This window comes from bacterium (genome assembly GCA_021372615.1).
In the GTDB taxonomy this organism is placed as follows: domain Bacteria; phylum Armatimonadota; class Zipacnadia; order Zipacnadales; family UBA11051; genus JAJFUB01.
The window spans coordinates 1-12,106 of record JAJFUB010000154.1; the positions used below are offsets into that span (position 1 = coordinate 1).

Consider the following 12,106-nt stretch of genomic DNA (forward strand, 5'->3'; position numbering starts at 1 on the left):
CGTCGCCAGCAGCAGCTCTGGCAGGACCTGGGGCTGCCGCACCCGCTCACCTGGCTGGACGACTGAGCCACCAGCCGCGCGCTGACAACGGCCCGATGAACGATAGCCCACTTTGCGGAAAATGGGCTCCAGAGCCGCATACGCGGGCCACTAAGGCTGCGGCTCTGGAGAGCCGCGCTCCGACGGCCTACGACGCGCCAGCGTCCGGCTCACAGGGCGACGGACTCGGCTGCCCGTCAAGGCCGAGCCAGCACCGCAGACGTCTCTTCACATACCGCCAGCGCATCCGCAGCGGGCTGCGCACGACGACCGGCCGCCAGCGCTCGCCCTCCTGGATCGCCTCGACCCGTCCGATCATCTCCCCCACCTCACCCCAGCCGTCCGGCTCGGCGCAGGCATCGCCCCAGGTCTGGACACGACCCCCACTCTGTCGCGCGAGGCGGTGGCATAGCAGACGGCCCTCGGCCCCGCTGCGGCGCACGATGACTTCGCCTACGCGCGCGTGCTCCGGCGCGAGGGGGACCAGGCGCACGACCGCGCCATCGGGGATGAGGGGACCCATGCTGGCGCCGCCTACGGCGGTGAGCACCGGCTGACCCTCGACGAGCAGGTCGCCAACCAGTTGTCCATACGCCGCGCCCGAGAGCCTCACAGGACCCTCCTCATCTCGTCCACTGCCGGCAGACCGGGCACGAAGCCGAAGTCGAACAGGGGCGTCGCCGCCGACACCTGCTCGATCAGCTCGAAGGCAATCGGTAGCGTCGCGGGGCTCCAGGTGAAGAAGCGGTTGTTGGTGATAAGCCGCTGCGCCGCCTGCTTCGGGGGCAGCAGCGTCAGGACGTTGGCGGGCGCATGGCTCAGATAGAAGATTGCGGCGAGGGGCGCGCTGAGGGTTGAGGGCTGACCGGCCAGCCCCGGCCAGGGGCTGCCATGGGCGACGGGGCCGCCAGCCGTGCAGGTCACAAACGGGTACTCATCGGTCAGGCACGTGCCGCCCGCGGGGGCCACCAGCCGCGCCAGCGTACTCTTGCCCGCCTGCCGCTCACCCAGCAGCAGGATGAACTTGCCCTCCAGCTCGCAGCACGCCCCGTGCAGCAGCAGGCCGTCGCGATGTGTCACCCGTCCCCACAGAGCGAGCATGAGCCAGGGCTGACCGGTGAAGGGCTCGGAGGGAGCGGGGTGCAGGCGCACGCTACAGCGGGAGAAGTCGCCCGTGGCGAGCATGCTGCCCTGGGGACGCACGAACTCCAGACCGTCGTCGCGCACCAGCACTTCAGTGGGGGGCCCGGCAGGGGCCCGAGGGGTTGGTTCGCCGCTCGACACGCTGAGCAGCAGGTCGGGGGCGGTCCACGCGCTGGCGTCGGCGAAGGGGGTGAGGTTGGGGGCGAAAACGAAATCGCCAGCCTGCGCCTCGATCCGGCAGCGAGTACTGGCGATGGTGAACTGCGTCACGAGTCTGTTCCCAGGGCGGGACGGTTTCGTTCAAGGCTACGTGGAACGCCGCCCCCCACGGCGGCTGTGGCAGACAGGCCGCCGCAACCCCGCTAGCACGGTATGGCAGTCAACGAGTACGCCCTCCGCCATCCCGAGACTGACTTCGCCGCCCCCCGATCCGTCGCGTCCTGCCGCTGTCTTCCAGTGTCCGGCTTCCCGTGCGCGGTGGCCTGAGCCGCGTCATCGGTTGAGTCCACAGGCCGTTGCGTCTCGATCAGGGATAGGTCGCGCAATCGCCGACCTTGCAGGCACCGCCCTTCCTCGTGGTCTGGGAGGTCGTTGAGCAGGTTGCCAGGACGTCCTCCTCAGCCTCGAGGGTGACCTCTTCGATCTGAGGCCGTCGCCACGCCCTCTTGCGCTTCTCCATGCCGCTCACCTCCATAAGAGTCCCAGTAACGAGTATACCTACGCTCAGGAACATGTCAATAGACGCGCCGTGAGCGCCGGGTCAAGGCGGCGTGGGACTGTGCCGTCATAGCGGCGGCCTGGCCTCCACACCGAGGGCCTCTGCCATGCCCTGCGCCAGCTCGCAGCGCCATTCCACCGGTTCGCCGGTCAGCACCCCCTCCGCCAGACTGTCACCCGGGCACTTCCGACACAGGGGCGGCAGGGGACACTCCTGGCAGGGCCCGGGCGGGCCAGCGGCGGCAGCGATGGCTTGCGGGAGCGCCTCCCAGGCGTCCGCGAGCGTGATCTGCCGCAGATCGAGCGTCACGACCTCCAGACCGAGGCATGGGTGCAATCCGCCGTAGGGGTCCGTGCAGAAGTCGTGGGTGCCCACGAGGCACCGGAAGGGGGTATCGGGCCGGGGACGCGCCGGTTCCCAGCGGCTCGCGATCCTCTCCCATTCCGCTCGGCGCACGGGGTCGCGTAGTTCCGTCGCGATCATCTCGTCGGGGGACAGGCGCTCAGCCACGGGGTCCCCCCCACCATCCGCGTACGTCGGCGTCAGTTGGGCATCCCACCTGAACACGTCCTGGTAGTGCGCTGACTGGGCGCGCAGAGCGTCAAACTCGCGGAGGCTGTGTCGGGTGACCATGCTCTTGACTTCGAACAGCATCCCGCGCTCGCGGACAAGGTCTACCGCCCGTAGCGCCCGCTCATGCATGCCCGCGACGCCGGTGACCTGTCGATACATCGCTTCGCTCGCCCCGTAGAGCGTGATGGAGACGAGACGCGGGGTCCATTCAGCGAGGAAGTCGGCCATCGCCGCATCCAGCAGGACACCGTTGGTGAACAGGACGGGGATGAGCCCCTGCCTGCGGGCGAACCGCCAGATCTCCCGGAAGTCGGGGCGCAGCAGCGGTTCGCCGCCAGTGAAGAGCGCGAACAGCACACCCATATCCACAGCTTCGCGGATAATCCGCTGCCACTGCTCGGTGGTCAGTTCGGGCCGGGGAGTGGGCCCGTTGGCAGGAAGGCGGCAGTAGCAGTGGCGGCATAGGAAGTTGCAGCGTCGTGTCAGCTCGAGCGTCATCATGTTCGGGCGGCGCTCGTCCTCCGGGTACAGCCGCTGCAGGGCTTCTTCGAGGCTGCGGTGGTGGCACAGGTCAGACATCGTCAGCCACCGTCGTCAGGAACGACCGGCTCTCGAACTCCTGCAGCGTGTCCATGACGTCCTGGCGCAGATCCTGGGCGGGAGCGTTGTACGCCTCAGCCAGCAACGCGACGACTGTCTCGACGTCACGCGGCTCGGAAAGCAGCGCCCAGATGGCGGCGGCTGTCTCGTTGAGCAGATAGACCCGCTGCAGATCCACGCCGATCTGGGTGATAGGGATCAGTAACGTCTCCCCGGCAATGCGGCGTGTCACGACCTTCTCGTGTTGTCGGTATCTCATGGGGAACTCGTTGGCAGCTCGTGTCCATAGTATAACGTTGAGTAATGCTTGAGTATTCCCCAGCGGGCGGAGATTGACGCAATGTTATCAGCTTACCAGTCACGGCATGGCATCGTCTGTGACAAATCGTGTGACAGGTGCGCGCGGACGAGGTACGGCAGCCGCGGCCAGGCGCCGTGGCCGAGCGCCGTGCGCCCGCAGACAGAGCGGCCCTGCTGACAGCCAGCAGGGCCGCTGCGATCCCGTGAGTGTCAGGGAGAACGGCAGGGGGTTACTGCTCGGGCGCGATCGGCGTCTGGCCCTCCTTGAAGGCGTCACCGATGGCCGCCATGGCCCCCAGGATGCCTGTGGCCTCGACCGGCAGGAAGACCTTGGTGGCCTTGCCGTTGGCGATGCGGCCCAGGGCTTCCAGGTACTTGACGGCCAGCAAGTCGGAGGTGGGCTTCCCGGTGTGGATGGCGCTGAACACCGTCTCGATCGCCTGGGCTTCACCCTCGGCCACGGTGAGCTGGCGGAACTTCTCGGCCTCGGCGACCTTCTTGATGGCCTCGGCCTCACCCTCGGCGCGGTTGATGCGGCTCTGCCGCTCGCCCTCCGCTTGCAGGATCTGGGACTGCTTGACGCCCTCGGCCTCGAGGATGGCGGCGCGCTTGTCGCGCTCGGCCTTCATCTGCCGGCTCATCGCCTCAGTGATGTCCCGCGGGGGCTCGATGCTCTGCAGCTCCACGCGCGTCACCCGCACACCCCATTTGTCGGTGGCGTCATCCATGATCTGACGCAGTTGCGCATTGATGCGCTCGCGCGATGTCAGCGCCTCATCTATCTTCATCTCGCCGAGGATGTTGCGCAGGTTGGTCTGCGCCAGCTTGATGGCCGCCATCCGGAAGTCTGTGACGTTGTAGACGTTCCGCACCGGGTCGGTGACCTCGAAGTAGATGACCGCATCCACGGTGAGAGTGGCGTTGTCCGAGGTGATGACGGTCTGCGGGGCGACATCGAGCACGGTCTCGCGCATGTCCACGAATGCGATGGACTGCACGAAGGGGAAGACGATGGTGAGGCCGGGCTCGGCGGTGCGGCTGTACTTGCGGAAAGTCTCGACCAGCCCCCGCTGGTACTGCCGTACGACGCACAGGGACTTGCCGATGATGATCATGGCCAGAATGGCCAGGACGACCACGCCAAAGACGGTTGAGCCTCCCATGTTCAGACCTCCGGTTCAGGCTGGGTGTCGGCCAGACGCACTTGTAGCGTCGTGCCCTCGATCCCCTCAATGACGACGTGCGCCTCGGCGGGAATGACCGTGTCGCTGCGGGCCCGCCACTCGTCCGATCGCACCCGCACCCGGCCGGTGTTGAGCCGCGGGTTGATCTCCTCGAGCACCACGGCCATCTGGCCCTTGAGGCTGTCCACGTTGGAGGGGACCGTCACGCTCCCGTGGATGCTGCGGGCCAGGGGGCGCGTCGCCAGCAGCAGCACCAACGAGGCCAGGGTGAAGAACAGCCACTGCATCCAGGCCGAGGGGACGAACACCGCCAGCAACGCGGTCAGCAGTGCACCGGCCCCGATCCACATCAGGAAGAACGAGCCGGCCACCAACTCCATGATGAGCAGCGCCAGCCCACCGATCATCCACATCAGCGCAGGATGCATCAGCATCACCTCCGCAGAAGACTGTTCGCGAACCGGCGGCGGATTCCTTGTGTCCGCCCGTCACGCGCCGGGCGCCAGAAGTTCCCGGTAGACCTCCCAGCGCTGCGCATTCACCCGCTCCACATCATACCGCGCCAGCGCATGGGTCCGCCCGGCCTGCCCCATCTCAAGGCGCAGAGCCTCGTCTGCGGCCAGGCGGTTGAGCTGCGCTGTCAGCTCCTCGACGCTCCCCGGTGTCACCAGGCAGGCCGTCTCGCCCGGAATGCCGACCTCGCAGACCCCGGGCAGGTCGCTGCAGATGACCGGTCGGGCGCACAGCATCGCTTCCACCTGTGCCACGCCGAAGGACTCCCCGCGCGACACCGAAGGCAGCACCACCACATCGGCCGCATGGTACTGCGCCACCAATTCATCATGATCCACCCGGCCCAGCAGGTGCACCCGCTCCACCAGGTTGAGCTTCAGCGCCTGGGCTGAGAGCTTCGCGGCCAGGGGACCGCGCCCAATGATGTACAGGTGCCCGTCCACCCCGTGCATCGCCTGAATCAGGTGCTCTACACCCTTATAGTGCGACAGACGCCCCACGAAAAGGACGCGGAAGTGGCCGGGCTGGCGCAACTCCTCGACGCGTTCGGCCTGGGTCTCGGTCAGATCGAAGCGCCGCGGCTCCACGCCGGCGGGCAGGTAGACGCACTTGTCGAGCACGTCCTGCAGCACCGGGGAGGACTCCGCGTAGCTGCGCGAGTTGACAAAGATGCGGTCGGCGCGCGCGAGCGTATCGTGCAGGAGCGGCATGATGAACTGCTGCAGCCGCCCGAAGCGCGAGATGTCGAAATGGTAGTGGACGATCAGCCGCCCCCGGTGGCCGGACCGCTGCACGGCCCACATGCCGTACGGGTAGGCGTGGTGCAGCTCGATGAGGTCGGGGCACAAGTGGCGGATCCAGCGCGGCATCGCCGGACAGAGGGGCGTATTGGCGATGGTGCCGACGCTGCCACAGCGGACGACGTTGACCTGGTGCAGGGACGTGCGGACCGTCCACGGATACCGCGAGCTGACCAGGGCCGACACGTCGTTGCCCTGCCGCGTCAGGTACTCGCAGAACGCGCGCATGGTCCACTCGATGCCGCCCTCATCGGGGTAGTAGCGGCGGTAGATGTGCAGGAGCTTGGGCATGGTCAGGAAGGCGAAGGCGGAATGATGAACGATGAATGATGAGTGATGAATGCGGGCGAAGTCTAGTGGTCTCTTCGCCGGGGAGGGGGTCGGTTCCTGCGGAGGTGGGACGGGGCGTCACCGCGAAAAGCGCTGCCATGCCCGCTGAGCGGGCCGAGCGGAGTGAGGATATGCGCGTACTGATCACCGGCGCCGCCGGCGTCCTGGGCCAACTCGTCACCGAACTCGTAGCCGCCGACGGCCACGACCTGCGCCTGACGGACGCCCTGCCGCTAGAGACGTCGCACGACTTCGTGCAGGCCGACCTGAGCGACGACACGCAGACCGTGGGGTTGTGCGACGGCATGGACCAGGTGCTGCACATCGCCGCGGTCCATCCGTGGAAGCAGTACACGGCGCAGCAGTACCTGGACCTGAACATCAAAGGCACTCACAACATCGTGGCGGAGGCGGCGCGGGCCAAGGTGGACCGGCTCATTCTCACCAGCAGCGTCTCGGCGCAAGGCTACAACGTCGCGCCTGACGCGCCGCTGCCGTGGGATGAGGAGAGCCCCTGCCGCCCCACCGACTCGCTCTACAGCGTCACCAAGCATGTGGGCGAGCAGTTCTGCCGCCTGTACCAGCAGACGGCGGGGCTGCAGTGGCTGGCCGTGCGGCCCGGCGGTTTTTCACCCCGGCCCGAGGACGATCCCGCCTTCGGCTTCGGCCTGCTCAGCTTCGCCGTGCACCGCACCGACGTGGCCCAGGCGCACCTGCTGGCCCTCCGCAGCGACGTGGTCAACGAGCCGATCATCGCCACCGCCGGGACGAGCTTCACGCGGGCTGATAGCGCGCAACTGCTGACCGACGCGGCGCCGCTCATCCTGCGAGACTATCCGCAGGCCCAGGCGCTCATGGACGCCGGGATCGCGCTGCCGCAGCGCCTCGCGGCCTGCCACAGCATCGCCAAGGCCCGGCGCCTGCTGGGCTACGAGCCGCAGTGGACCTTCGGCTCGTGGCTGGAGCGGTGGCTCAATAGGTAGGGGTCTGACCCCATACGGTTAGCGAGGGACACATGAAACACACAGTGCGTCTGACAGCCATCATCATCGCCGCAGCGGTAGGGCTGGTGGGCTGCGCCCAGGCGCAGCGGCCGAAGTACGTCATCGTCATGGTCGCCGACGGCTGCGGCTACAACCACGTGGCGGCCGGCAGTCTCTACCAGTTCGGCAACCCTGAGGGCTGGGCCTATCAGCAGTTCCCGGTCCGTCTCGGCGTCTGCCACTTCCCCAACGGCGGCAGCTACGACCCGGCGCTAGCCTGGAGCGACTTCGCCTACGTGAAGAAGGGCGTGACTGACTCGGCAGCGGCCGCGACCGCCATGGCCACAGGCGTGAAGACCTACAACGGCGCCATCGGCGTCGGCCCGGACAAGCAGCCGGTCCAGAACATCCTCGAGCGGGCCGAGGAGATCGGCTATGCCTCGGGCGTCGTCAGCAGCGTGCCTTTCTGCCACGCGACACCGGCCGGCTTCCTCGCGCACAACGAGGGGCGCGGCAACTACTGTGACATCGCCAACTCCATGTTCATGAGCAAGGCAGAGGTCATCATGGGCGGCGGCCATCCCCTGTACGACGATAGTGGCAAGCTGCTCGCTGCCCCCAAGTACACCTACGTCGCCCAGCCGCAGTGGGACCAACTGGCCGCCGGGACGCTCGCCAGCGATGCCAACGGCGACGGGACGCCGGATGCCTGGAAGCTGGTCCAGACCAGGGCGGAGTTCGAGGCGCTGGCCCAGGGCGACGCGCCGATGCGTCTGGCGGGCATCGCGCAGGTCGGCTCCACGCTGCAGGAGGGCCGCGCCGGCGACAAGCAGGCGGATGCCTTCGCGGTGCCCTTCAACGAGGGCGTGCCCACCCTGTCGCAGATGACGATGGCGGCGTTCAACGTGCTGGACAACGACCCCGACGGCTTCTGCGTCATGATCGAGGGCGGCGCGGTAGACTGGGCGGCGCACTCCAACCTGTCCGGGCGTCTGATCGAGGAGGAGACCGACTTCAGCCGCGCGGTCGAGGCGGTCATCAAGTGGGTGGAGACGCACAGCAACTGGAACGAGACGCTGCTGATCGTCACCGGGGACCACGAGACCGGTTATCTGACCGGCCCGGGCTCCGACCCGGAATGGAAGCCGCTGGTGAGCAACGGCCAGGGCAAGATGCCGGGCCTGGAGTGGCACTACACCAGTCACACCAACAGCCTGCTCCCGCTGTTTGCCAGGGGCGCGGGGGCAGACCAGTTCAGCCAGATGATCGTGCAGCGCGACCCGGTGCGGGGGCCATACGTAGACAACACCAGCGTGGCCAAGGTCGTGTTCGAGGCGCTGAAGTAGGGCCACCGTCGTTCCCCCTCCCTGCCGCGCTCGTGGGCGAGTGCAGGAGGGGGTAAGGGGGTAGGCTGCCGTTCGTCGCTGATCACGGCGTCCTACCCCCGCTGCTTCGCAGCGACCCCTCCCTTGAGGGAGGGGTTCACGGCAGCGACACCGCATGTTCCCGGAGACTCCCCTATGACACGCTCCCTCTGTCTTGCCGCCATCCTCGCGGCCGCCACGGCCGCGGTCGCTGACCTGACCCCCGGCGCGACGCCCGCGGAGACACACCAACGCCTGGCGGCGGCGCTGGCCGAGGCCGGCAAGACCGGCGCGGTGGTGACGCTGGCGCCGGGGGAGTATGTCCTCAACCAGGGCCTCGACCTCAAGCGCGCGACGCTCACCGGGCCCGGAGCCACGCTCCGCCTCGTCAACCCCGAGACCAACAAGGGCTATCTGTTCGGCGTCACGCTCGGCAGCCAGGGCGTGCTGCGCGACCTCGCCCTGACGGGCGAGGGGCCGCGCTGCGTGCCGGTGGGCATCGGGCCGGGCGCGCGCCAGGTGCAGATTCGCCACGTCACGATCACCGGCGGCACGACCCTCATTGATAGCAACGTCCCCGACATCCACGACGTCCTGATCGAGGGTTGCGACCTGTACCAGGGCGGCTACGGGCTGCTGCTGGACGCCAACTGCTCGGGCGACAACGTGCGTATCGTCGGCTGCCTGTTCAAGGACAACACCTCCGACGCCATCGAGCTGAACTTCCCGAAGAGCGAAGAGGGCAAGGTGGTCCGCAATGTGGTGATCTCCGGCTGCGTGTTTGACAACACCGGCGGTAACCCGAACTCCGCGACCTCGGGCTTTGGGGTGGGCATCGCCGCCGGGCAGAACATCCAGATCACCGGCTGCACCTTCCGCAAGTGCGCAGTGCAGGGCGTGCACATCGAGGACGACAGCGACAACGTGACCGTCAGCGGGAACAACTTCGAGGACTGCGGCCTGGGCTGCACCACAGGCAACTGGACCGGCGGTGTGCACCTCCTCAGCGGCAGCAAGTACGTCACTGTGACCGGCAACAACTTCCGCCACTGCCGGTACGGGGTGAGCGGTCTGCAGGGCTACAAGCTGCATCACGTCAGCGTCGTCGGCAACACCTTCCGAGACAACGAGCGGGGCGCCTGGTTCATGCAGTTCGCGAAGGGGGTCTTTCAGGGGAACGTCATGGAGGATTGCGGCATCGCGCTGGAGCTGTGGCGCTCGCCGGGGTGGGTCGTCAGTGGCAACTTCATCGGCGCGGCCCGAGCGACCGAGGGCGCGGAGAAGCCCCGGGAGAGCGTCGGCTTCCGCTGCTTCGGCTTCCGCGATCTCGTCTGCACCGGCAACATCCTCGATGTGGACGTGCCCTTCGACCACGACAACAAGGACTGGTACGACGAGCACTATGTCATCCGCGACAACGTGATCCTGCGCGGCAAGAGCCGCGAGAACGCCCAACCGGCCGAGAAGCACCCGGGGATGTGAGGCGAAGCGGTCGCGTCGGGCCACGGCATTCGCGGTCGGTGACCGCTCCCACGCCCCCCATCCCCCCATCCCCCCATCCCCTCATCCCCTCATCCCCTCACAGCCCCGGCAGCCGGATCTGGCCCTCGCCCTCGCGGATGGCCCGGCCGTAGCGTCCCCCGCCGCCGGCCTCCAGCGGCAGCGTCCCCTCGCGCGCCTGGATGATGAGGTCCGCCACCTTTTGCCCTACCGCCTCGCCCAGCTCCTGCCGGGTCGCCTGGTGCAACACCGCCATCTCGGTGCCGAAGGCGTTCAGGAGACGGTTGAGGGCGACGGCCCCGACCTTCGGGACGAACTGCAGCGGGATCTGGTACTGGTACGGGCCGCGATGGTCGGGCGGGCGCGGCTCGTCGTAGTCGGCGATCTGCACGATGCGGTCGAGTACGCCCCGCGTCACGTCCGTGCTACCGCATTGCTCGCAGGCGAGCACGGGCGGCGGCTCGTGCGCCGTCCAGTGGCACTGCTCGCAGTGCGTGCGATGGTACTTGCCCAGGCGCGGGTCGAGGCCGAAGTTGGCAGCGACGTGCCGCCCCTGCTCGCGCCACAGCGCCCGCCGGAACTCCTCGAAGCTCGGCTCCTCGATTTCCAGGATGTTGTACTCGCGCGCGATCCGGGGCAAGGAGTGCGCATCGGAGTTGGCCAGGAAGGTCTTGCCGGAGAGTTCGTCCAGCCGGTCGGCCAGGAAGGCGTCGGCCGACAGCCCCAGCTCGAGGGCGGGTATGGCATCCCAGTAGTCGCCGAACACATCGGCGGCACGGTCTCCGCACGAGCCATAGATGCTCTTGTGGGGCGTGAAGGCATGGGCCGGGATGAACTGCGCCTGGTGCTGCAGCGCCAGGTCGCACAGCTCGCGTGCGGAGAGCCCGCAGGCCTGCGATGACAGATTGGGGTTGGTGAGGTGCTCGCTGATCCTGGCGGAGAAGGCCTTGAGCTGCCCCAGGTGCGGGAAGTAGCTGACATGGTGGGACATGCCGCCGCCAGGCTCGCGCGTCTCGACCTCGGCACCCAGCAGCACCGTCAGCTTCCCCAGGTAGCGCAGGCCGCCGCCGTCGAGCTGGGCCATGTGCCCGGCGCCAATGAGCGCCTCAATGTCGCGGATGACGGCCGGGCTGGCGCAGTCCACAATGCCGACGACCTGTACGCCCTTGCGGTTGACCGACTCGAGGAGGATGTTCTCGAAGGTCAAGTCGCGCGAGGCCGTGACCTTGACGACCTGCCTGTCGGCGGCAGAGCCGATGTGAACGTGTAAGTCGGCGATGGTGAGCATCTGGCGCGGGGTCTGTCCCCGGAGGGCCGGCGCAGCCGGGCCGCAGGGGGCTGACCCCATCACTTCCTCTCTTCAGTACAGGGCTGTCTTCGGCGGAACTGCTCCACGAAGCCCTCACTACCGCACGGCTGGCACCTCAGTGTGTGGTGTCGCAGCCTGCCCAACTCTCCCGGGTCCTCCTCGGTCCTGAGCCAGTCGCGCCAGTCGGAGACGAGTTCCAGCAATGGCAGGTCCGGCGCGAGCACCGGGTCGCGTCGCAGCCCGCAGTGCGGCCGTGCACTGCTCCACGCGAAGTCCTCGGCCCGCTCCACCAGTCCGGCCCGTACCGGGTTGCGCTCGACGTACCGCACTGCCGCGATCAGGTGGCGCTCATCCACCGGGCAGGCCCGGAAGCGCCCCTCCCACACGTGCCCGGTCGTGCCACGCCGGTCGTTGATTCGCCGGGCGTACCGCATCTGGAGCGCGCCGAAAACGTCGCTCAGACCGGTCTCCGTCAGGGGCACGGTGACCAGGTGAACGTGGTTTGCCATCAGGCAGTAGGCCCATGTCTTCAGACCGTACTTCGCGCTGTAGTCGGCGAGCCACAGCAGGTACTGCCGGCAGTCATCATCGAGGAAGAACACCTGGGCACGCTCGTTTCCGCGCGCCGTGAGGTGATAGGGATAGCCCGGGACGACGGTCCGTGGCACACGCGGCATGCATGTCCCCCTTACTGACGATGGGGTCAGCCCCCGGAAGATCGGCTACCGCCGATCTTCCGGGGACAGACCC

The 12,106-nt window shown here is 67.8% G+C and carries 12 protein-coding genes; 3 read left to right on the forward strand and 9 right to left on the reverse strand.

All coding sequences use genetic code 11. The features are described 5' to 3' along the window. Positions 1-187: 187 nt before the first annotated feature. From LLH23_22090 to LLH23_22120, 7 genes are all read right to left on the reverse strand, one after another. On the reverse strand, positions 188-652 hold the full coding sequence (locus LLH23_22090) for a hypothetical protein (GenBank protein MCE5241164.1): 465 nt from the start codon (positions 650-652) through the stop codon (positions 188-190). After that, positions 649-1,452, reverse strand: coding sequence for a hypothetical protein (locus tag LLH23_22095; GenBank protein ID MCE5241165.1), 804 nt, complete (start codon positions 1,450-1,452; stop codon positions 649-651). Before LLH23_22095 ends, LLH23_22090 begins: the two co-directional genes overlap by 4 nt. Positions 1,453-1,966: 514 nt before the next feature. Then, positions 1,967-3,052, reverse strand: coding sequence for a radical SAM protein (locus tag LLH23_22100; GenBank protein MCE5241166.1), 1,086 nt, complete (start codon positions 3,050-3,052; stop codon positions 1,967-1,969). Continuing rightward, complete coding sequence (locus LLH23_22105) at positions 3,045-3,332, reverse strand: PqqD family protein (protein ID MCE5241167.1); 288 nt, start codon at positions 3,330-3,332, stop codon at positions 3,045-3,047. Before LLH23_22105 ends, LLH23_22100 begins: the two co-directional genes overlap by 8 nt. A 271-nt stretch (positions 3,333-3,603) precedes the next feature. Then, positions 3,604-4,536 carry an SPFH/Band 7/PHB domain protein gene (locus tag LLH23_22110; GenBank protein MCE5241168.1) on the reverse strand — a complete coding sequence of 311 codons (933 nt, stop codon included), beginning with the start codon at positions 4,534-4,536 and terminating at the stop codon, positions 3,604-3,606. A 2-nt stretch (positions 4,537-4,538) separates the two neighbouring features. Continuing rightward, positions 4,539-4,985, reverse strand: coding sequence for an NfeD family protein (locus LLH23_22115; GenBank protein MCE5241169.1), 447 nt, complete (start codon positions 4,983-4,985; stop codon positions 4,539-4,541). Between the two features lie 60 nt (positions 4,986-5,045). Continuing rightward, a complete protein-coding gene (locus LLH23_22120) occupies positions 5,046-6,161 on the reverse strand; it encodes a glycosyltransferase (GenBank protein MCE5241170.1) in 1,116 nt (371 codons plus the stop codon). 170 nt (positions 6,162-6,331) lie between these two features. On the opposite strand from LLH23_22120, the gene LLH23_22125 reads away from it, so the two are divergent. From LLH23_22125 to LLH23_22135, 3 genes are all read left to right on the forward strand, one after another. After that, a complete protein-coding gene (locus tag LLH23_22125; protein MCE5241171.1) occupies positions 6,332-7,183 on the forward strand; it encodes an NAD(P)-dependent oxidoreductase in 852 nt (283 codons plus the stop codon). A 32-nt stretch (positions 7,184-7,215) separates the two neighbouring features. Beyond that, the gene (locus LLH23_22130) at positions 7,216-8,529 is read left to right on the forward strand and encodes an alkaline phosphatase (GenBank protein MCE5241172.1); all 1,314 of its coding nucleotides are present in this window, start codon (positions 7,216-7,218) and stop codon (positions 8,527-8,529) included. Between the two features lie 174 nt (positions 8,530-8,703). Continuing rightward, positions 8,704-10,029 (forward strand): right-handed parallel beta-helix repeat-containing protein, encoded by a 1,326-nt coding sequence (locus LLH23_22135; protein MCE5241173.1) that lies wholly within the window; start codon positions 8,704-8,706, stop codon positions 10,027-10,029. A 97-nt stretch (positions 10,030-10,126) separates the two neighbouring features. On the opposite strand, the gene LLH23_22140 is transcribed toward LLH23_22135, so the two are convergent. Together LLH23_22140 and LLH23_22145 are read right to left on the reverse strand one after the other, a co-directional pair. Then, positions 10,127-11,395 carry an endonuclease Q family protein gene (locus LLH23_22140; GenBank protein ID MCE5241174.1) on the reverse strand — a complete coding sequence of 423 codons (1,269 nt, stop codon included), beginning with the start codon at positions 11,393-11,395 and terminating at the stop codon, positions 10,127-10,129. Further along, positions 11,395-12,033, reverse strand: coding sequence for a transposase (locus LLH23_22145; GenBank protein ID MCE5241175.1), 639 nt, complete (start codon positions 12,031-12,033; stop codon positions 11,395-11,397). The genes LLH23_22140 and LLH23_22145 overlap by 1 nt, the downstream gene beginning before the upstream one ends. Between the last annotated feature and the right edge of the window lie 73 nt (positions 12,034-12,106).